The sequence below is a fragment of the Flavobacterium piscis genome, assembly GCF_001686925.1.
Lineage (GTDB): Bacteria > Bacteroidota > Bacteroidia > Flavobacteriales > Flavobacteriaceae > Flavobacterium > Flavobacterium piscis.
In genome coordinates this window covers 141,991-164,519 of the sequence record NZ_LVEN01000035.1, presented here as the reverse complement: position 1 = coordinate 164,519, position 22,529 = coordinate 141,991, and the positions used below count along the sequence as shown (strand labels likewise).

General features: G+C 34.3%; 19 protein-coding genes. 16 read left to right on the top strand and 3 right to left on the bottom strand.

The annotated features are described in order from the left end of the window. Positions 1 to 13: 13 nt before the first annotated feature. Positions 14 to 3,145, bottom strand: a complete 3,132-nt coding sequence (locus tag FLP_RS15555) for a SusC/RagA family TonB-linked outer membrane protein (protein ID WP_065450443.1) — start codon at positions 3,143 to 3,145, stop codon at positions 14 to 16. Between the two features lie 1,283 nt (positions 3,146 to 4,428). On the opposite strand from FLP_RS15555, the gene FLP_RS15550 reads away from it, so the two are divergent. The 16 genes from FLP_RS15550 (at position 4,429) to moaA (ending at position 19,961) form a co-directional block, all read left to right on the top strand. After that, entirely contained in the window at positions 4,429 to 5,904 is a 1,476-nt protein-coding gene (locus tag FLP_RS15550; protein WP_065450442.1) for an MFS transporter, read from the top strand. Positions 5,905 to 5,933: 29 nt separating this feature from the next. Continuing rightward, positions 5,934 to 7,526: a magnesium transporter MgtE N-terminal domain-containing protein gene (locus FLP_RS15545; protein WP_065450441.1), complete on the top strand. Its 1,593-nt coding sequence runs from the start codon at positions 5,934 to 5,936 to the stop codon at positions 7,524 to 7,526. Between the two features lie 26 nt (positions 7,527 to 7,552). Continuing rightward, positions 7,553 to 8,605: an MFS transporter gene (locus FLP_RS25540; protein ID WP_065450440.1), complete on the top strand. Its 1,053-nt coding sequence runs from the start codon at positions 7,553 to 7,555 to the stop codon at positions 8,603 to 8,605. Positions 8,606 to 8,764: 159 nt separating this feature from the next. Continuing rightward, positions 8,765 to 10,981 (top strand): molybdopterin oxidoreductase family protein, encoded by a 2,217-nt coding sequence (locus FLP_RS15535; protein WP_065450439.1) that lies wholly within the window; start codon positions 8,765 to 8,767, stop codon positions 10,979 to 10,981. Positions 10,982 to 11,000: 19 nt separating this feature from the next. Continuing rightward, entirely contained in the window at positions 11,001 to 11,570 is a 570-nt protein-coding gene (locus tag FLP_RS15530; RefSeq protein ID WP_065450438.1) for a 4Fe-4S dicluster domain-containing protein, read from the top strand. A 10-nt stretch (positions 11,571 to 11,580) separates the two neighbouring features. Then, complete coding sequence (locus FLP_RS15525; protein WP_065450437.1) at positions 11,581 to 12,099, top strand: QcrA and Rieske domain-containing protein; 519 nt, start codon at positions 11,581 to 11,583, stop codon at positions 12,097 to 12,099. An 18-nt stretch (positions 12,100 to 12,117) separates the two neighbouring features. After that, a complete protein-coding gene (locus tag FLP_RS15520; protein ID WP_065450436.1) occupies positions 12,118 to 12,375 on the top strand; it encodes a DUF6755 family protein in 258 nt (85 codons plus the stop codon). Between the two features lie 167 nt (positions 12,376 to 12,542). Then, the gene (locus FLP_RS15515; protein ID WP_065450435.1) at positions 12,543 to 13,715 is read left to right on the top strand and encodes a molybdopterin molybdotransferase MoeA; all 1,173 of its coding nucleotides are present in this window, start codon (positions 12,543 to 12,545) and stop codon (positions 13,713 to 13,715) included. Between the two features lie 198 nt (positions 13,716 to 13,913). Then, positions 13,914 to 14,660: a sulfite exporter TauE/SafE family protein gene (locus tag FLP_RS15510; protein ID WP_065450434.1), complete on the top strand. Its 747-nt coding sequence runs from the start codon at positions 13,914 to 13,916 to the stop codon at positions 14,658 to 14,660. 167 nt (positions 14,661 to 14,827) lie between these two features. Then, complete coding sequence (locus FLP_RS15505; RefSeq protein ID WP_065450433.1) at positions 14,828 to 15,400, top strand: molybdenum cofactor guanylyltransferase; 573 nt, start codon at positions 14,828 to 14,830, stop codon at positions 15,398 to 15,400. A gap of 5 nt (positions 15,401 to 15,405) precedes the next feature. Continuing rightward, positions 15,406 to 16,197 carry a uroporphyrinogen-III C-methyltransferase gene (cobA, locus tag FLP_RS15500; protein ID WP_065450432.1) on the top strand — a complete coding sequence of 264 codons (792 nt, stop codon included), beginning with the start codon at positions 15,406 to 15,408 and terminating at the stop codon, positions 16,195 to 16,197. Further along, positions 16,197 to 16,433 carry a MoaD/ThiS family protein gene (locus FLP_RS15495; protein ID WP_065450431.1) on the top strand — a complete coding sequence of 79 codons (237 nt, stop codon included), beginning with the start codon at positions 16,197 to 16,199 and terminating at the stop codon, positions 16,431 to 16,433. Before cobA ends, FLP_RS15495 begins: the two co-directional genes overlap by 1 nt. Before the next feature lie 11 nt (positions 16,434 to 16,444). Then, a complete protein-coding gene (gene moeB / locus FLP_RS15490; protein ID WP_065450430.1) occupies positions 16,445 to 17,518 on the top strand; it encodes a HesA/MoeB/ThiF family protein in 1,074 nt (357 codons plus the stop codon). A gap of 104 nt (positions 17,519 to 17,622) precedes the next feature. Further along, positions 17,623 to 18,060, top strand: a complete 438-nt coding sequence (locus FLP_RS15485; RefSeq protein WP_065450429.1) for a molybdenum cofactor biosynthesis protein MoaE — start codon at positions 17,623 to 17,625, stop codon at positions 18,058 to 18,060. Next, on the top strand, positions 18,053 to 18,967 hold the full coding sequence (moaCB, locus tag FLP_RS15480) for a bifunctional molybdenum cofactor biosynthesis protein MoaC/MoaB (protein WP_065450428.1): 915 nt from the start codon (positions 18,053 to 18,055) through the stop codon (positions 18,965 to 18,967). The genes FLP_RS15485 and moaCB overlap by 8 nt, the downstream gene beginning before the upstream one ends. Next, a complete protein-coding gene (gene moaA, locus FLP_RS15475) occupies positions 18,954 to 19,961 on the top strand; it encodes a GTP 3',8-cyclase MoaA (protein WP_065450427.1) in 1,008 nt (335 codons plus the stop codon). The genes moaCB and moaA overlap by 14 nt, the downstream gene beginning before the upstream one ends. A gap of 117 nt (positions 19,962 to 20,078) precedes the next feature. Here the strand turns inward: moaA and FLP_RS15470 are convergent, their stop codons facing one another. After that, positions 20,079 to 20,708, bottom strand: a complete 630-nt coding sequence (locus FLP_RS15470) for a hypothetical protein (protein WP_065450426.1) — start codon at positions 20,706 to 20,708, stop codon at positions 20,079 to 20,081. A 377-nt stretch (positions 20,709 to 21,085) separates the two neighbouring features. Further along, complete coding sequence (locus FLP_RS15465; protein ID WP_065450425.1) at positions 21,086 to 22,516, bottom strand: rubredoxin; 1,431 nt, start codon at positions 22,514 to 22,516, stop codon at positions 21,086 to 21,088. Positions 22,517 to 22,529: the final 13 nt, after the last annotated feature.

The window sequence follows — 22,529 nt, the reverse complement described above, 5'->3', positions numbered from 1 at the left end:
GTATATTTTTTACTTAGAAAGTTATGTTCAGACCCGAAATAAATGTTTTAGAGTTTGGATAAGAACCAAAATCAATTCCGGGATATAAGTTGTTTTGTTCGTATGAACTTACCTCTGGATCGTAGCCAGTGTATTTTGTCCATGTAATTAAATTTTCAGCAGATATATAGAATTTAATGCTTTTGGCTCCTAATCTTTGAGAAGCGCTTTTAGGCAATGTATATCCTAAAGTGATTAATTTTAATCTTAAAAAAGAGGCATCTTCTACATAACGCTCAGAAACGATTCCAAGAGGAGAACTCGTTGCTCTCGGGATTTCATTACTTGGATTAGTTGGAGTCCATCTATCTTCCAGCGTAACATTAGCATTTGTTCCAAGAGTAGAAATCTCTAATTGCTGATTTAAGGCATTAAATATCTTTCCGCCATAAGATCCCTGAAAAGAGAAATTAAGATCAAAATCGCGATATGAAACGGTATTACTAAAACTTCCAACAAATTTTGGCTGAGAACTTCCTAAGTTACCTTTGTCAAGTGCTGTAATTACACCATCTCCGTTAGTATCAACATATTTTCGGTCTCCAATTTTTGTGTTGGCTAAACTGTTTATTTTTGGTTGCGTATTGACTTCTTCCTGCGTCTGGAAAATTCCGTTGGTTTTATATCCCCAGAAAGTTCCCAATGGCAAACCTACTTTTACTGTTACGGGTTGTTGCTGTAATAAAGATCCGTTTGGTACTACAGGAAAAAACTGATCAACTCCGTTTCCTATCGAAACTACTTTGTTTTTGTTGGCAGAGAACACAACATTGGAGTTCCATGAGAAATTTTCTGTTTTTACATTTTCTGTTGTTAAACCAATTTCAATACCTTTATTTTCAACCCCTCCAATATTCTGAAGCACTGTAGCATAACCTGAAGTAAGCGGAATAGGAACATTAATTAATAAGTCGTTTGTTTTCTTGTAATACACATCAAATACAAAATTGATTTTTCTATCTAATAGTGATAAGTCTAAACCAACATTATATTGATTCGTTTTTTCCCATTTCAAATCCGGATTTGCCAATCGGGTAGGGGCTAAACCTGTTTGTAAAGTTCCTCCAAAGGCATAATTTACAGAGCCCATTTGAGCTAAAGAAAGGTAATTACCGATTTCCTGGTTTCCTGTTGTTCCTGCTGTAATTCTAAGTTTGGCTTCGGTTACACCTTTAATATTTTTAGCAAAATCTTCGTCGGTAATATTCCATGAAAATCCTGCTGAAGGAAAATAGCCCCAAAGAGATTCTGATCCAAATCTTGATGAACCATCGGCACGTGCAGATAAAGTAAAATTGTATTTTCCTTTGTAGGAATAATTTATTCGGGTTAACCATGATTTTAATACACTTTCGAATGCATCACTATAAGGTTTTATCGCAACACCATCTTGCAGAGCGTTATACGTATTAGCATCATTTACAAATGTATTAGATCCTGCATTTACTACTTCACCTTGAGTGTATTGAAGTGTATATCCTCCTAAGGCTGAGAATTTATGGTTTTCACCAAAAGTGGTATTGTAATTCAACGTGTTTTCATTCAATACAGAACTTACTAAACGATCTCCAACAGAAGCCAATCCTTTTGTTCCTGCTCCGGCAGTAGTAGTAGACGAAGCATAATAGTTTTGTTTTGTATCAATAACATCACCACTCACCGCTACTTTTGCAACAAGTTTTTTAGTGATCTTATATTCACCAAATAAGCTGGTCAAAATTCTGTTTATTTTAGTTTCGTTGGTTGTACTGACTAAGTCGTTGATAGGGTTTGGTATAATACCATTTACTGCAGTTGCATAGGGATTATTGGTTAAGTTATAACTTCCGTCAGCATTTTTAATAGGTACTACCGGAGGTTGATACAAAGCCACCACTAACGGGTTTGGCGATCTTCCGGCAGTAGCACCGCCATTAGTACCAACACCATTAGAAATCGAATTACTGTAGTTAGCATTTACGCCAAATTTAAATTTATCAGAATAATTTCTTTCGTAATTGACACGAAGTGAAATTCTTTTAAAATCGGATGCAATTACAATTCCGTCTTGCTGAAAATATCCTGCTGAAATTGCGTATCTTGAACGCTCATCTCCACCTGAAAATGATAATTGGTGATTTTGTACAGGCGCAGCAGTTCTAAAAAGAGCATCTTGCCAGTCATAACTTCCAGATGTTTTAAACGCTTCTATCTGAGCTGGTGTAAAAGAAGGAGCCTGACCAATACTGGCCTGAACATCGTTACGCAAGCTTGCCCATTGGCTGGCATTCATTAAGTTGAGTTTTTTTGATACATTCTGGAATCCAAAATATCCCTGGTAAGAAATATTATCCTGTCCTTTTGTTCCCTTTTTCGTAGTAATAATAACGACACCATTTGCACCACGCGATCCGTAAATGGCAGTTGCTGAAGCATCTTTTAATACTTCAATAGATTCAATATCGGCCGGATTTATAGTCGATAGCACATTGACTGTTGCACCGGCATTCGTAACACCCGCTGTACTATTATTGTTATCATTATAAATTAATATTCCGTCTACAACATACAGAGGTTCATTACCGGCCGTAATTGAGTTTCCTCCTCTAATACGTACGCTTGATGAAGCTCCCGGGCGCCCCGAACTTTGTGTAACTACCACTCCCGGAATTGCTCCTCGTAGTAAGTTATCTGCAGATGAGGTGACTTGGGATAAATTAGCTTTGGGAACAGAAGCTACAGAACCTGTAATGTCTTTTCTCTTTTGAGAACCATAGCCAACAACTACCAGTTCATCCAATTCCTGGCGTTCTTCTTTTAAATGAATTGTAATTGGATTTTTATCTACAATTATTTCAGCCTTTTTATAACCAATGTAGCTTATGATTAAGGTATAAGGAAATTTTTGACCGGTTTGAAAATAAAATTTTCCTTCAGCATCTGTCTGAACACCGTGTGTTGTTCCTTTAATAACAACAGAAGCTCCAATAATTGGCTGATTTGTAACATCATCTACGACAGTTCCGTCGAGCTTCGATTGTATAAGTGGTGTTGTATTTTGGGCATTAATTCCTGCGGTGACAAGCAGGAGAAATAGTAATGAGTTTATTTTTAAAAAATTTTTCATTTCTTTGTACTGGTTTTAAGTAATTAACAAGAGGCCTTGAAAGTTGATTTTTCAACTCTCTACAGGTATTCTTGGTTTAGTGATAAATGTTCTTTAAGCCTTGCCATTTCTGTTGCCGCAGAAATGGCTTTTTTTATTTACAGCAACAATTTTGCATCTTTTTCATCTTTGTTTTTTAGTTATTAGTTATTCTTTTTAATTTATAGGTACGGTTTCAATAATCCTTTTGATACCAAATAACGTATCAAACAGATTTTTGTAATTTCAATAAGGTGATTTTTTGGTGTATTTTAAATTTCGTCTTTATAAATCGATTCGGTGAAAAAGAGATCTCGAATGTAAACGAAAAAAAGGCTAAGAATTAGCAACAGAAGCACATATAACAGAATGTGTTATAAGTATAATTTTTAGGAAAAATGTTATACGCTATGCTTTTGGTTGTTTTCAAAATATAATTCTTTATGGTTTCAAATAATTTTATACTCTACTAATCCTATAGACAAAGTTAATTTTAATATAATAAAATCCAAAAATTTGTTCATTTTTTTTTTAGTGTAAAGCAAAATAAATTATCTATAATCAAAAATAAATGGATTATAACCTTGTAAATCAATATGTTGAGTTCTTGTGGTTGGCTATAGCAAATGTTAAAAAGCACCATAGAAGAGAGGGAAAATGTAGTATTTTACACTTTGTTTTTACATTTTTAAAAACTTAACAGCTTCAAAAACAATGTAAAAACGTCATATACAGTCTAATTTACAACTACATATCTAATTTTTTAATTAAAAATATTCCCTGAAGAGCTAACATTTTATAGTAAAAAAAAGTTAACAATTTGTAGGTGGAAAATAACAGATTGTCAATTAATAATCGAGCATTCGTTTAAGATTTGTTTTTGTAAATAATTAATTATTAGTCATTTACTTAAAATAATTTCTTATTTTTATTGTATTGAATAGTGCCGGAAAATGAAAACTGATATTTTTTCATTTGTAGGATTAGAATATTGTAGAAGAATAAAAAAAAGAATATTATAATAATAGATTGAAATTATTGAAAAGATATTTTAATCTCGAAAGTTCACTTATTAACAAGAATAGTATTTTTTTTTAATTGAAATCCATTGTTAATTAGATGGTTATGATTTATTTGTTTTTAAAGACTGTCTTTGAAATGATATATATCATGTTTTCTAATAATCTATCGATCTAACTTTGCTTTGTAATTGAGGAAGTAAGTACTCATTATGAAATTAAAATTAGATATTTTAATATTTCTGTATGAATAATCTATCTCAATCTCACAAAATTTTATTTTTAAATACGCTGGCTTTTTCAGTGTGTTTTGCCTGTTGGACATTAAATGGAGTTTTGGTTACTTATCTGGTAGATAAAGGAATCTTTAACTGGACAGTTGTCGAAACAGGCTGGTTATTAGGCATTCCTATTTTATCAGGTTCTATTTTCAGACTTCCAATTGGTATTTTAACAGATAAATATGGTGGTAAGATTATATTTTCGGTATTGTTATTATTGTGCTCAATTCCACTGTTTCTTCTTCCATTTGCTGCTTCTTTTTGGAGTTTTGCGGTTTTAAGTTTTTTCTTTGGGTTGGTAGGAACAAGCTTTGCTGTCGGGATTGGCTATACCTCTATTTGGTATCCTAAAAACTGGCAGGGTAGGGCTTTAGGTATTTTTGGAATGGGAAATGCAGGTGCCGCAATTACTACTTTTATTGCGCCGACCCTATTAAATAACTTCTCAGAGACAGATCCTGTTAATGGGTGGAAAATGCTTCCTGTTATTTACGCTTCTGTATTAGTTCTTATAGGCTTGCTTTTTATTGTTTTTGCTAAAAATAAAGTCAATTCAGGAGTGTCAAAAACAATGAAAGAGTTAATGTCTCCTCTTAAAAATATCAGGGTTTGGAGATTTGGAGCTTATTATTTTTTAGTCTTTGGATGTTTTGTGGCCTACTCGCAATGGCTGGTGCCAAACTTTATGAATGTTTATCATACTACATTGGTAATGGGCGGAATGTTTGCCACCATGTTTAGCTTACCATCCGGAATTGTGAGAGCTTTTGGAGGATACTTATCAGATAAGTTTGGAGCAAGAAAAGTAATGTATTGGGTTTTAGGTTCATCAATAATAATTAGTTTTTTACTGATGTTTCCTAAAATGGAAATCTTTACGGCAGGACCCGGAGTTTTGGCTACTAATAATGGTGTAGTTACAGAAGTTGCAGCAGATGCAATAGTTGTTAATGGTAAAGTGCATAAAATCAATCAAAAAGAAACTTCAGCAAATCACGAAACCGCCATTTTTCCTGTAAAAAATTCCTGGCAGGAAATTGTAGTAAAACAAAATCAGGAAGTAAAGAAGAAAGAACTATTAGCTCAGGGTATTACACAGATCAAATTTAGTGCAAATCTTTGGGTGTATGTGATATTGGTAATCCTTATTGGTATATCGTGGGGAATTGGTAAAGCAGCTGTTTACAAACATATACCGGAATATTTTCCTAATGAAGTAGGTGTCGTAGGAGGAATGGTTGGTTTGATAGGCGGTTTGGGAGGATTCGTTGGCCCTATCATCTTTGGTTACTTACTTAATTATACTGGACTCTGGACCAGCTCATGGATATTTATTTTCGTCATTTCTGTTCTTTGTTTGCTTTGGATGCATCGAACCATTATAAATGTACTGCGAACAAAATCTCCAAATTTTACCAGACACATAGAAGACAATCATTAAAACAACTAATAATTAATAAATACGCAAATATGAAAACTTGGTTAGACAAATGGGACCCCGAAGATGATGCATTTTGGAGTTCTACCGGAAGTAAAATTGCCTGGAAAACTTTGACAATAACAACATTAACATTAATATTATCATTTGCCTCGTGGTTTATGATGAGCGTTATAGCTGTTAAATTACCGGGATTAGGGTTTCGTTTTACTAAAGATCAACTTTTTTGGTTAACAGCAATTCCTGGTTTATCTGCAGGTTTTCTTCGAATTATACATACGTTTATATTACCCATTTTTGGTACCCGACATGTAGTTTCTTTTGCTACAGCAATTAAATTAATTCCGGTAATAGGTATTGGGTTTGCGGTAATGGATGTAAATACGCCGTTTTGGATATTTGCACTTTTGGCTTTTACAACAGGTTTTGGCGGAGGAGATTTCTCATCCTATATGCCAAGTACAAGTTTATTCTTTCCTAAAAGACTTAAAGGTACTGCACTAGGCATACAAGCCGGAATTGGAAATTTTGGTGTTTCTGTAGCGCAATTTGTTACACCGCTTGTTATAAGTGTCAGTATTTTTGGTGCCGCATCTGTATTTACAAGTATTGATCATAAAGAAGCAATAATTGTGTTTCAGAATGCCAGCATTCAAAAACAAAAAGAGGTTTTTGCTGCTCTGGATCCTGAAGTGCAAACTAGAATATTGACAAACGTAAAGAAAACTGTTATTGACTCAGTAAGTGCATCAATACATTCAGATGACAAAGTAGTTTTGTTTACTTCACTGCCGGTGAAAGCCAAAGCTAAGGCAATTGCAAATGCAAACCCAAAGATGGCTGAAAAAATATTAAATGATATTAGTCCTGAAAATACAGCTGTTAAAAACACAGAAATATACTTACAGTCAGCTGCATTTTGGTATGTTCCTTTCTTAATCCTATTATCATTTATAAGCTGGTTTTATTTAAGAAGTATTCCAATGAAAGCTTCTATTAAAGAACAAATGGATATTTTCTCTAATAAACATACTTGGTATTGTACCATTACTTATGTAATGACTTTTGGAACATTTGCGGGTTTATCTGCAGCCTTCCCTTTGATGATAAAGTTTTTATATGGAGATTTCCCTAACGCACCGGATCCTTTAGTATACGCATTCTACGGTCCTCTTATTGGTTCTGCAAGCAGAATTGCTTTTGGTTTTGTTGCTGATAAAGTTGGAGGGGCTATTCTTACTACTATTACTGGTTTAGGAATTTTAGCAGGTTCTGTAATTTTGGTTACTCAGGGATTAGTAGCGCCAACCAGTATGGATCAGTTCCCAATGTTTGTCGCGGTAATTCTTGGAATGTTCTTCTTTACAGGAATTGGAAATGCGGGTACTTTTAGACAATACCCAATTATTTTTGCTGAAAATCAACGTCAGGCAGCAGGAGTTATCGGATGGACAGCAGCGATTGCAGCATTTGGGCCATTTATCTTTTCTAAATTAATAGGAAACAACCTTTCTGCCAATGGTACTGTAAATCAATTCTTTATTGGTGTTGCTATTTTCACTATATTAGCTACAGGTATCAATTGGTGGTTCTATAATCGTAAAGGTTGTGAGAAACCAAGTTAGGAAGTAATCATTAAATAAAATTAAGGATGAAAAATAAAACATTTAATACCAAAGCTTTACTTGTTGCAACTCTCGTATCAGCATTAACTATAGTGCTCGTTTTTTACGGATCAAGACAATTGCAAAATTTTGATGCTGCTCTTGTAACTTATCTATTTGGAACCGTATTCGCTTTCTTCGGGATAGTTTATCGTTACTCTGTTTGGTTGCAGCGTCCGCCAACCTGGATGTATTTCAAACGCAGTATTAAATTTCTTTTTACCGGTAAAATATTTGAACACATGTGGTTTTTAGGCAAAGAAACTGTAGAAAATATAGTAGTTCAAAAATTCATTTATCCCAGAAGTAAATACCGTTGGGCAGCACATTTTTGTATCGCATTAGGATGTTTATCGGCCTTTGCGATAACAATCCCCCTTACGTTTGGATGGATTCACTTTACATTGGCAGAAAATTCAATATCTGTTTATGAGGCTCATTTTTTTGGATTTAAAATGATGGATTTCCAAATTGGATCTGTAATGGCATTTTTGATTTTTCATGCTCTAAATTGGTCTTCATGGTTAGTAATATTTGGATCTGTTTATTATTTGAGAAGAAGATTAACAAATCCCGGTTTAATAGCAACCCAAACTTTTGAAGGAGATTTATTGCCTCTGATTTTATTGATTGCAATATCGGTTACAGGATTGTGTCTTACTTATTCTTATCAGTTTATGAAAGGATTCGCATATGACTTTTTAGCTGTAATTCACGCCGTAACGGTAATTATGTTTTTGATTTGGATTCCTTTTGGAAAATTCTTTCATATTATTCAGCGTCCGGCTCAGATTGGGGCTCATATTTATAAGAAAGAAGGAATGAAAAAAGGAATGGCTGTTTGCCCTCATACAGGAGAAGTATTTGCTACCAAACTTCATATTGATGATCTGAAAATTGTTACCAAACAATTAGGTTTTGACTTTACACATGAAGATGGTACGTCACACCTTGATTTAAGTCCTGAAGGAAAAAGATCGCGTTTGGCAAAAGCACACCTAAAAGCAAGATTAGATAGTGGCGGAAGCTTATTTGGATAAAAAAAAAGAGTTTCAGGTTTCAGGTTTATTTTTTTTGTTTCAGGTTACTATAGCTTGTCTATAAACCAAAGTCTACACAAAGTGTGAACTTGAAACCTGAAACAAAAAAACTTGAAACAAAAAAAATAAACCTGAAACAAAATAAAACAAAATAAAGACATGGCAAAATTACCTGTATCAACCGAAAAAATTATTGAAGATTTTGGGCCGCATTTAAATTATGCACCAAAAGATGGTTACGTAGGTAGAGACGAACCAGATGAAGTAGTAAAAACGCACTGTTGTTTTTGCGGAATGCAGTGTGGGATTCAATTATTGGTCAAAGAAAATAAAGTAGTAGGTTTCGAGCCATGGATGGAATTTCCTTTTAATGAAGGGCGTTTATGTCCAAAAGGAGTTCAGCGTTACCTGCAAAATAACCATCCGGACCGTCTTTTACATCCTTTAAAAAGAGTAGAAGGAAAAGGTTTTGAAAAAACGACCTGGGATGAAGCCATGGATAAAACCGTATCTGAAATTAAAAGAATTCAGGAAAAATATGGTAAACATGCCTTTGGAATGTTATCAGGAGTATCGCTAACCAATGAAAAAAGTTATTTGGTTGGGAAATTTGCCCGTGTTGCATTAAAAACCAGAAATCTGGATTATAACGGAAGACTTTGTATGGTAAGTGCAGGAGCCGGAAATAAAAAAGCTTTTGGTTTAGATCGTGCTTCGAACAACTATTCCGATTTAGAACATGCCGAAGTAATTATCGTTGCCGGAGCAAATATTAGTGAAACTTTTCCAACATTAACACATTGGATCTGGAAAGCCAGGGATCGCGGAGCAAAATTAATTGTGATCGATCCGAGAATGATTCCGCTAGCCAGAACGGCAGATATTCATTTAGATGTAAAACCCGGAACAGATTCTGCTTTATACGGTGCGATGTTAAAATATTTGGTTGATTACGATATGCTGGATCACGATTTTATAGACAATTATACATCTGGATTTCAGGAAACAATCGATGCAGTAAAAGATTATACTTTAGAATGGGCAGAAGAAATTACCGGAATTGATAAAGATAAAATTAAGGCTGCAGCCGAATTATGGGGCAAAGCGAAGACAAGTTTCTTGCTTCACGCACGTGGCATAGAACATCACTCAAAAGGAGTTGATAATGTATTGGGCTGTATCAATTTAGTTTTGGCAACCGGAAGAATTGGCCGACCTTATTGTGGTTACGGAACCATTACCGGACAAGGAAACGGACAGGGAGGAAGGGAACACGGTCACAAATGTGATCAATTGCCTGGAAACAGAGATATCGAAAATCCGGAACACAGAAAGTATATTTCTGAAGTTTGGGGAATCGACGAAAAAGACATGCCCGGTAAAGGATTAACCGCTTACGAAATTATTGAAGCCATTCACAGAGATGAAATCAAAGGACTAATTTCGATTTGTTTTAATCCGTTAGTGTCGCTTCCCAACAATAATTATGTGAGATCGGCTCTTGAAAAATTAGAGTTTTATGTCTGTATTGATTTCTTTTTGAATGAAACTGCCCGTCATGCAGATATTGTTCTGGCAGGTTCTTTACAGGAAGAAGAAGAAGGAACCACAACTTCGGCAGAAGGACGTGTTATCCGTATTCGACAAGCTGTAACACCTCCGGGAGATGCAAGAACGGATACTTCAATATTATTAGAAATTGCCGAACGTTTGGGTGAAAAAGATAAATTTACTTACGATAATAGCGAAGCCATTTTTAATGAATTAAGAGTCGCTTCAAAAGGAGGAACAGCAGATTATTTTGGAATTACTTATAAAAAAGTAGAAGATAATATGGGTGTTTTCTGGCCATGTCCGTCATTAGATCATCCTGGAACTCCCAGATTATGGGAAGACAAAAAATTTAAAACTCCTGACGGAAAAGCACATTTTAATCCTGCACCCTATAGAGAACCTGGCGAAATCACAAACGATGAATATCCAATAACACTGACAACAGGACGAGTTGTTTCTCAATATTTGAGCGGTACACAAACCCGTCGAATTGGCAAATTGGTAGATCAGTTTCCTGAACCAATGTTAGAAATTCACCCGGAATTGGCTGCAAAATATAATATAAAACAACGCGAACTAGTTCGTGTGGCTACTCGAAGAGGAGAAGGAATTTTTCCGGCAAATATTGTAGAAACCATTCGGAAAGATACTGTTTTTATACCGTATCATTGGCCTGGAGCCAAATCAGCAAATCAGCTTACAACTGGAATTTTAGATCCAATTTCTAAAATTCCAGAATTTAAAGTGTGCGCCTGCTTACTAGATCCGTTAGGACAAGTAGCTCCCTCATCAAATGAATCCGAAGCTTATGCAAGTGTTTAACCTATAAAAAAATGACGCGATGAATTTAACTAATTTCAATAAAAACGAAGAGTTTTTTGTAGACCTGCAACGTTGCATTGGTTGCAAAGCCTGTGAAATGGCTTGTGCAGAATGCGAAACAAATGGGCAGGAGTCATTGATAAGCGTAAATTATGTAGAACGTTCTTCAACAATTCAGACTACTGTACAGGTTTGTATGCATTGTGAAGACCCGGTTTGCGCCAATGTTTGCCCTGCCGATGCTATTTCTCAAGATGAATTTGGAGTTGTTCATACTGCAAACACAGAAAGATGTATTGGCTGTTCAAATTGTGTAATGGCCTGTCCGTTTGGAGTTCCTAAAAAAATGGAAGATTACGATTTGATGATGAAATGTACGATGTGTTACGATAGAACAAGCGTAGGTAAAAAACCAATGTGTGCAACTGTTTGCCCTAGTGGTGCTTTGTTTTACGGGACAAGGGCAGAAATCGAAGAAATGAGACCCAACAGTTCGCCTATCAACACATTTATTTTTGGTAAAGAAACAGTCAATACAAAAGTGAACATTATGATGCCAAAAGGAAGTAAAGAATTAAGAATATATTAAATCTGTATCCATGTCAAAAGAAGATAATTTAAATGAAAACTGGAAAAAAGATTTCCCAATAAAAAAACTGGAATCCACTCAGGTAAGCCGTCGTGATTTCGCTAAGTTCCTGACTTTTGTTTCCGGAGGATTAATGGTAGGAAGCGGATTCGTTGCTGCAAAAGCGTATTTGCTGCCAAAAGAAGGTGTTCAGGGAGAACATTTTATTTGTAATAAAGAAGAAATTCCTGTAGGAGGAACAAGAGGATTTGTAATCGAAGGAAGTACAATTCCGTACATATTGATTCATTTAGAAAGTGGCGATTTCAGGGCTTATGAGCAAAAATGTACGCATCTTTCCTGTTCTGTATTTTACAAACCCGGAACCGGAATCATTCATTGTCCATGTCACGAAGGTTCATTTGATGCCATGACCGGAGATGTAATTGCCGGGCCGCCGCCAAGAGCGTTACCGCAATTAGAAGTGTTTTTTAAAGACGATGCCGTTTATGTAAAAGCAATGGTAGAAAAGAAAGACATTTATTTATAATCCTAAATTCAATACGCTATGAGTACTTTTAGAAGAAGTCAGAATCGGGCAAATCCAAATAAACTTAATACTATACTTTCGACGCTCATTGTTGTTTTAATTTTAAATGTGAGTATTCAAATTTGGTTACTTTATGCTTCGCTGAATAATGCATTAGATAATAATAAAGAAATACTGTTACCTGCTTTTATAGCTTCCGCAATCTTATTTTTTATCGGATTTGCATGGATGTATTATTTGCCATCGGGAAATTTTAAAAGAAAAATAACAAAATAAATTTATTGACGAAGCAACAAGCTATTTATCGTTTTTTCTGGAAGTATATGAAGAATTAAGCTTAAATTTATATTCTTTTTAAAATTTTACTTTACTAATGATTAAAACTAAGTAAAAATACTTATATTTGTAATAAGTATTTTTTGCTTATATATACAATAGCAACCATGATTCAAGTCGAAGAAGCCTTATCTATTATTGCAGAGAATAGCACTACTATGCCAGTTCAAAAAATCCAGGTGAGTAAATCGCTAGGATATATTCTGGCCGAAACAGTGTATTCTCCAATTGCAATGCCGCCGTTTCGTCAATCTGCAATGGATGGTTATGCATTTATTCGTAGCGAAAAACATCAATATGACATAGTAGGTATTGTACAGGCCGGAGATCATTCCAAAATAAAACTGAAAGAAAATGAAGCAGTAAGGATTTTTACGGGTGCACATGTACCTGATAATGCTAATACTGTAATCATGCAGGAGCATGTAATGGCCACCGAGAATTCAATTTTAATTACCAGAATGCCAGAACAATACGCTAATGTTCGCCATAAAGGAGAGCAAATTAGCGAAGAAGAAGTTGTTTTTAAGGCAAATACTTTAATTACGCCTGCGGCAATTGGTTTTTTAGCCTGTTTAGGAATCACGGAAGTTGAGGTATATAAAAAACCTAAAGTTGCGATTTTAGTAACTGGAAACGAATTGGTAAAACCCGGTGAGAAATTATCGAAAGGAAAAATTTACGAAAGTAATTCGGTGATGTTGCAAGCTGCGCTTCAGACAATTGGAGTAAAGAAAACAAAGGTTTATAAAGTAAAAGATAATCTCAAAGCGACTAAAAAAGCACTAAAAGAAATTTTAAAGAAACATGACATCGTTTTAATTTCAGGAGGTATTTCTGTTGGAGATTACGATTTTGTAAAAGAAGCTTTATTAGAAAACGGGGTAAAGGAACTTTTTTATAAAATCAACCAGAAACCTGGAAAGCCAATGTTTTTTGGATCTAAAAATGATACTTTAGTTTTTGCTTTGCCCGGAAACCCGGCTTCCTCACTAACCAATTTTTACATTTATGTATATCCTGCAATCAAAAACAGAATGGGATTTAAAGACATTCATCTAAAGAAAATGCTTCGAAAATTAAATGATAACATTACTAATACAACCGGAAAAACATTATTTTTAAAAGCGTTGTATGATGAAACTCATGTTACCGTGTTAGACGGTCAAAGTTCAGCAATGCTAAATACCTTTGCAATTGCCAATAGTTTATTAGTTGTTCCTAATGAGGTGGAAAGTTTAGAAAAGGGACAATTAGTGACTCTTTTGCCAATAGATTAGTTTTTAGAGAATAGAATAAAGAGAATAGAATAAAGAGAATAGAGTAAAGAGAATAGATTAAAGAGAATAGATTAAAGGAATATTGAGTGAAAAGTTTGAAATGCAGTATGTAAATTTAAACATACAGCATAAACCTGAAAACAAAGAAAACTTGAAACTTGAAACAAAAAATCAAAACAAAAAACCGAAACAAAAATTATGAGCCTTCTTAGTTCCGAAAATATTGTATTATTCAGCTTTGCTTTAATCGTGATTGCTTTCTTGTATTCTAGTGTTGGGCATGGCGGCGCATCGGGTTATTTGGCTTTGATGACCATTTTTGCTTTTCCGGTTGCTATTATGAAACCTTCGGCATTGCTGTTGAACTTATTTGTATCCAGTATTTCGTTTTTCTTTTATTACAGAATGAAATATTTCAAGCCAAAGCTGTTTTATCCGTTTGCGATTGCCTCAGTTCCAGCGGCATTTATTGGAGGTTTTGTCACTTTGGATAATACGATTTATAAAATTATTTTGGGTATTGTATTGGTTTTTGCTGCATTCAGATTGTTTGGATTATTTAGTTTTAAAGAAAAAGAAGCAGTTGAGATTAAATTGCCTTTTGCATTGGCAATAGGATTTATAATAGGTTTATTGTCCGGAATGTTAGGAATTGGCGGCGGAATTATCCTGAGTCCAATTTTATTATTTTTAGGTTGGGCAACCGTAAAAGAGTCTGCAGCAATATCAAGTTTATTCATTTTTGTGAATTCATTTGCTGGTATGTTAGGCTTCTTTTTAGGAGGGAAAACAATTCCGATGGAGAGTTTTTATTTGGTTCCGATTGCAGTTATTGGAGGAGTTTTAGGTGGATTTTACGGTAGTGGATATTTCTCTAATAAAACATTAAAATTTGTTTTAGGAACCGTGATTTTAATGGCAAGTATAAAATTGATTTTTCCATAAAGAAAATAAGTAACAATGGTAAAACCTGAAATTTGAAACAAAAAATTAACCGCAAAGTACGCAATGTTCTTTTGCCTAAGTAATTTATTTTTAAACTCAGTAGAAAATAAAATCTTGGCGCTCTTTGCGGTAAAATTTTTCTCATTTAACCTGAAACAAAATTAGTCATGGAAGCTTTAACAGTATTTATTCTTTGTGGAGGAAAAAGTTCCCGAATGCAAGCTGAGAAAGGTTTAGTCCTGTTTCAGAATAAACCATTTATTGAGCATATTATTAAAGCAGTTTTACCCATTACATCGACTATAAAATTAATAACGAATAATAAAGAATACGATTATTTATCGTACCAAAAAATACCTGACATCATAACTGATAAAGGACCTTTGGGAGGAATCTATACAGCGTTGATCAATTCTGAAACAGAATTCAATTTGATTCTGAGTTGTGATATTCCGTTAATTTCGACCGAATTATTATCAGAATTAATTTCGAAACACAATCAGGAAGCTGAAATCACCGTTTTTGCTTCGGAAAGCAGAATGCATCCCTTAATTGGAATTTATTCTAAAAAAGTATTACCCGTTATCAAAAGCGCAATTGATAATGACGATTTAAAAATGATGAATTTAATAGCGAAAATTCCGCATCAAATCATCACGATCGAAGAAAGTGAAAACTTTCATTTGACTAATATTAATTCTGTTGACGAATTAAACGACCTGAATATCAATTTAAGTTAAAAACTATGCGAAATTTAAAAACACCAAAATTAACAATTGTAGGCGCAGGTCCTGGCGATGTCGAATTAATTACGTTAAAAGCCATAAAAGCTTTAGAAAAAGCTGATGTTGTTTTATACGATGCGCTTGTCAATGAAGAATTATTGCAATATGCAACAAAGGCAGAAATTGTTTTTGTGGGCAAAAGATTGGGTTGTCACGCTTATACGCAGGATCAGATTAACGAATTGATTGTTTCAATGGCAAATCGTTATGGTCATGTCGTACGTTTGAAAGGCGGTGATCCGTTTATTTTTGGAAGAGGAAGTGAAGAAATAGAATATGCAGAACAATTTGGGTTAGCAACCAGTATTGTTCCTGGAATTTCATCTGCTTTAGGAGTTCCGGCATCGGTAGGAATAAGTTTGACACAACGTCAGATTGCAGAAAGTTTTTGGGTAATTACGGGAACAACTTCCAATCATGAATTGTCTAAAGATGTTCATTTAGCATCAAAATCGAATGCGACGGTGGTTATTTTGATGGGAATGCATAAATTAGAGGAAATCATTTCGATCTATCAGCAAAATAGACAGGATGATTTACCGATAGCAATTATTCAAAACGGAACTAAAAATACCGAACAAAAAGTAGTAGGAACGATAAGTTCAATTAGTAAATTAGTAGCTGAAAATAAAATTTCGTCACCGGCAATTATTGTAATTGGCGAAGTAGTAAAAAACACTTCAAGGCTGACGTCTTATTTTCAGGAACATTTTGAAGATGAATTTATTTTTCAGAATTTAAATTTAAAATAATGATTGAGATTAAATATTTTGGCGCTGTAGCAGAAAAGACTCAATGTAGTTTCGAAAAGATAGCAACTTCTGAATTGTCATTGCAGGATTTATTGCAGGATTTAGAGGCGAAATATCGATTTGATTCGATTTCTTTTAGTGTGGCAGTGAACCAGAAAATTGTACCAAAAGCAACAGATTATAAGTTACAAACAAGTGACATTGTTGCCTTATTACCGCCTTTTGCAGGAGGATAAATTGAGTTTGTATGAATACAACAGCACGTTATAACCGACAAATAATCCTTCCTGAAATAGGAGAGGCTGGTCAGGATAAATTATCTAAAGCTAAAGTTCTGGTTATTGGAGCAGGAGGTTTGGGAGCTTCGATATTGCCTTATTTAGCTGCGGCCGGTGTTGGAGAAATAGGAATTGTTGATGATGATGTTATCGAAATTTCCAATTTGCATCGTCAGGTCATTTACAAAAGTTCGGCTGTTGGAAAACATAAAGCAAAAGAAGCTAAAGCGATGATTACTGAATTGAATCCGCTTGTAAAAGTGAATGCAATTACGGAGAAATTGTCAGGAAAAAATGCCATTTCCTTATTCGAAAATTATGATATTATTGTTGATGCAACAGATAATATTGCTATTAAATATCTGATAAATGATGCGTGTTTAATTACAAATAAACCAATGGTATACGGATCTGTTTTTAGATTTCAAGGCCAGATTTCGGTTTTTAATTATCAAAACGGACCTACTTACAGATGTTTGTATCCGGATGAAAATACACAATCAGCCAATTGTGAAGATGCCGGAGTAATTGGAATTACAGTTGGGATTATCGGACAGCTTCAGGCCAACGAAGTCATCAAAATGATTTTGGAAATTGGAAATGTCTTAAGTGGTAAAATAGTAGTGTATAGTATTTTGAATAACGAACAGCAAAAATATGATTTTGATAAAAGTGATGTTCAATTGATGACCAAAGAGATTTTTGATAAAAAATATAGTAAAGAAGAATATCAGGTTGAAGAAGTAAAATTTGAAGCGGTTTTAGATGAAATTAATATTCCTGAGGTTTTATTTCTAGATGTTAGAAATAGCGATGAATTACCAAAAATCAGTTTAATAAATCAAATCCGGATTCCTTTAATGAATTTGGAAAACGAAATGGAAAAACTAGATAAAAACCAAACCATTTACGTTTTTTGCCAATCCGGAATTAGAAGTAAAATTGCAGCAGAATTGCTTCAGAAACATCAATTTAAAAATGTAAAAAGTATTGCTGGAGGAGCTTTGGTAATGAAACAATTATTAGAAGAAATAAAAATATAGCCACAGATTAAAGGATTAAATTGATTGTTAAAATTAGTGAAATTCGTGGAAGAAGAAAAAAGCAATTCAATCCTTTAATCTGTGGCAGAAAAAAAACATAAACAATGAGTAAAAATGTATTTGTAGAAGGGCCAATTGCTCCTGAATTTATCGCAGAATCAATCGCTAAGCATCAGTCAAAACATACGATTGGTGCGCATAATATTTTTTTAGGACAAGTTCGCGGCGATGTTATTCACGATAATACGGTTGTTGCAATCGATTATTCCGCTTATACGGATATGGCCAACGAAGCGCTGCATGCTATTCGCGAAAAAGCTTTTGCCAAATTCGATTTGACCTGCATGCACATTTACCATAGTTTAGGCGTGGTAAAAGCAGGCGAAATTTGTTTGTTTGTATTTGTTTCGGCAACACGACGCAAACAAGTTTATGAAGCGACAGAAGCCATTGTAAACTGGATAAAAACCGATGTGCCCATTTTTGGAAAAGAAATGTTTGAAAACGATACATTCACCTGGAAACAAAATACTAATGGTTGATATTACGCATAAAATAAGCACTTTAAGAGCTGCTACAGCTACAGCAATTGTAAAAGTAAGTAAACAGGAAACAATTGATGCTGTGGTAAATAACCTGGTGCCAAAAGGAAATGTATTTGAAATGGCGAAAACCGCCGGATTATTTGCAGTAAAAAACACGCATTTATCGATTCCGGATTGTCATCCCATTCCAATTGAATTTACTTCCGTAGATTATAAAATTGAAGGTCTAACGATTGAAATTATTTTTAATGTAAAAACCGTTTACAAAACAGGAGTAGAGGTTGAAGCCATGCACGGAGCATCTATAGTGGCTCTGACGATGTATGATATGCTGAAACCGATTGATAAGGAAATCGAAATTTCGACTATTAAATTAATTCATAAAGAAGGTGGGAAATCATCTTTCAAAAATAAATTTTCAAATGTAATTAAAGCAGCAGTTTTTGTTTGTTCTGACTCAATTTTTGCGGGTGATAAAGAAGATCGTTCCGGAAAAATTATTGTAGAAAAACTAAATGCCTGCGGAGTAGAAACAGCACATTATGAAATTATTCCTGATGAATTGGATATTATTCAGGAAAAAACAAAGGCTTTCGCCAAAGAGCACCAACTGGTCATTTTTACAGGAGGAACAGGATTATCTCCAAGAGATGTTACTCCCGAAGCTTTGTCTCCATTACTGGAAAGCAGAATTCCGGGAATTGAAGAAGCCATTCGTGATTATGGTCAGCAAAGAATGCCATATGCAATGTTATCCAGAACAGTTGCAGGAACATTAGGAAAAAGTTTGGTTTTGGCTTTGCCGGGATCAACAAACGGCGCCAGAGAATCTATGGATGCCATTTTTCCGCATGTACTGCACGTTTTTCATATTTTAAAAGGAAAAAATCATGACACCCTCTAAAACCATTTTAACGGATGATTTTGGGCGAAAACACAATTATTTGCGTATTTCGCTTTTAGAGAAATGCAATTTGCGTTGTACGTATTGCATGCCTGCTGACGGAATCGAATTATCTCCAAAAGCCAGTTTAATGACGGCCGATGAGATTTTTTCGATTGCTCAAACTTTCGTGGAAAATGGTGTTGATAAAATTAGATTAACCGGAGGAGAACCGCTTCTGCGAAAAGATTTTCCGGAAATTGCTTCAAAATTAGCCGCTCTTGACGTTGCTCTTTCCATTACTACAAATGGTATTTTAATCGATCGTCATATTGATGTTTTAAAGCAAAATAAAATCAATAAGATCAATTTGAGTCTGGATACGCTGGTTGCTTCCAAATTTCATTCGATAACGCTTAGAAATCAGTTTGAGAAAGTTGTTGGTAATTTGCATTTGCTTTTGAATAATGATTTTAAAGTAAAAGTAAATGTAGTTTTGATGAAAGGTTTTAACGAAAATGAAATTGTAGATTTTGTCAAATTAACCCAATATTTGCCTTTATCAGTTCGATTTATTGAATTTATGCCTTTTGCAGGTAACGAGTGGGACAGAAGTAAAATGATTTCCCAAAACGAAATTTTATCAGAACTGGAGAAAAATTTTCCTTCAAAAGAAATTGAGAAACTAGAAGACGAAAAAAACTTTACGGCGAGAACTTATAGAATAAAAGATTTTCAGGGCGATTTCGGAATAATAAGTTCTATAACTAATCCGTTTTGTGACGGCTGCAACAGAATTCGCCTTACAGCAAACGGAAAGATCAAGAATTGTCTCTTCTCAAATACTGAAACCGATTTGCTAACGCCTTTAAGAAATGGTGAATCGATCACGAATTTGATTTCTGAATCTATAAAAAATAAAAAGAAAGTTCGAGCCGGAATGGTTACGCTGGAAGAAATGGATGATCCCACGCTTCACTTTGATAATCGTAGTATGATTGCGATTGGAGGATAGTTCTTTTAGAGTTTACGAAATATTGTCATTTGTCGTGCCTCGAAATGATAAACTAGAAGAATAAATCTTTACCAAATAAAAAAGGTCTAACTTTTTCAAGTCAAACCTCTTTTAATATTATTTCTTCTTTTTAGCTTTCTCTTTTTTCTTAGATTTAGCTTTCTTTTTTGCTATTTTTTTAGCTTTCGCTTTATCCTTAGCTTTTTTAGCCTTTTCTTTTTTCTTAGCGGCAGCTTTTTGTTTTGCTTTTTTAGCCTTTTCTTTCTTTTTGTCTTTTTTAGCCTGATCTTTTTTCTTCGCTAATTTCTTTTTTTCTTTTTCCTTGTCTTGGTCTTTCACTTTTTTCTTCTTTTTATCTGTTGATTTATCTTTTTTACTTTCTCCTTTTGTTTTTTCAACCAAATCATCAGCCTTGCTTTCTGATGACTCTTTTTTTACTGGTTCTTTGATGTTTACTTTAGGAGTTGTTATTTCTTCTGTTTTTTCAATAGCAGCTGGAGTAATTTTTCTTGCCGGAGCTCTACGGGCTGCCGGTTTCGGCGAAGTTGTTGCTGCAGTTTTTGTTGTAGCTTTCGGCGTTGTAGTAGTTGGCGTAGTAGGTTTTGCAGCAGTTGTTGGCGTTGCTTTGCGAACTGGGGTTTTTGTAGCCGGCGTAGTTACCGTTTTTTTATTTTCTGTAACAGGCTGAGAATTTTCAGGTGTTGAATCAATTTTTTCTGGGGTAATTTTTTCGTTTTCGTTTTCCATATTGATGCGGTTTTAGATAAGTAATTGCTACAATGTAACTAAATTGTTAATTAACAGTTAAGTAAAGATAAACATAAAACAAGTCCGCCAATGTTAAGTTTTTACTTAAAAATTAACTATAAAGGGCTTATTTTTAATAGATTGAGTTTTTGGTAAAAAATAAAGACTAAAATCTCTTAACAATTCTACTTGAGAAATAATGTAAATTACTTTATAATATGAAATAATGATAAATGATAGTTTTACTTGATTTTGCTTTTGAAAACGAGTGCCATAGCCCAGATGGAAGCGGCATCCTTTTACTTTTTTCTTTAAAAAGTAAAAGATATAGCGGACAGCTGGATTAGCTCCTGAAAATACTAATGAAATCAGTTCGTTTAATTCTCAACAATTTCCAGAATCTTAAAATTACTCTTTGGCGCTTCGCATAGAGAACAACAATAGTTTTCAGCTAAATCAGTGAATAAAATGCCTTTCGGGATTCCCTGACTTTCATCTCCGTATTCGGATTTATAAAGTGTTAAACATTCCTGACATTGGTAAATATCTAATTGCGGTTTTTCTTTTTTCTGTGGATTTTCTGTTGTTTCAGGAACAGAATTTCCTAGTTCTTCGAAATATTTCTTACTCAGTTCAATTAATATTGTTGGGAGTTCAAGTTTGTCTATATCTTGCGAATGCACCACATATTCGCGTGTATTGGCATCGAAATTCTTTGCATATAAAACATTATAAGTATCTCTTATTTTAATGGATTCGAGAGCTTTTGGTAATTCATTTTTCTCGACCACTATCGATGTAAAATAGTGTCCGTCGCGATTGTATTCTGATAATCCAAAAGTGAGTCCGTAAGTGCTAATGTCAAATTGATCGAGTGTTCGAACCAAATATGTTTTAAGATTCAAAGCCCATTCTACCGCTACAGGTAAATGCCAATTGAGTTCTAATAACGAATGGCGGACATTGATGCCTCGTTTACCCAGAAATTTTTCCCATTCCAGTTTTCGATCTTTGGGAATTCCTTTTACAATAAAAGATTTCCAGGGCGTAATACATATTTTACCAATTTTGCAATCAAAACACAAATCGCACATTTCTTTCAGGAAATCTAAATTGTACAAATTATTTCTCCAATACAAACCCAGCCAGTACTGGTCGATTCCCATACGGTTCATGCCTTCATAATAAGGAAAGGGATAAAAAGGAACGTTCAAAGGCTTATCAATTGTTCTATTATTAGTGTCTAAGGCTTCGCTGACAAGTGCAAATATCATATCGATACCAATAGATTCCTGAGCTGTAATTCTTTCAATTTCATAGTAAAACTGTGCGATATCCCAACTATAAATAAGTATTGGATATACTTCCATACGCTCCCAATTGGGTAAACGAATGTATAAATACCAGTAATCTTCATGTTCCGAAGCAATAAAATTAAGATGTCCGGTAAACAAAGGAACAAGCTGTTGTTTGGGATCGTTGATATTCACTTTTAGTCGTGGCTGCTCCTTAAATTGCTCTAAAATATATAAAAACTTATTGCCGGTAAGCCAATTGGTATTCCTGAAAATATCTGTAGAAACATAGGATGAAACAATATTATTACCGCTTTTTTGCTCCGGAAAAACAAAGTGATGTTTGCCCAGTTTTTCTTTAGCTAAAGTTTTAAATCCTTTTGGAAAAATAATATCCTGCCTTGAACCAAAGGAAATAGAATCTAAACCCTGATCCATCGCCATATTGACTACTTCCCTTAATTCTCCCGGCGAAATAACGCCTCCTTTTACTATTAATCTCGTCAGTTCCATATCTCTATTTTTG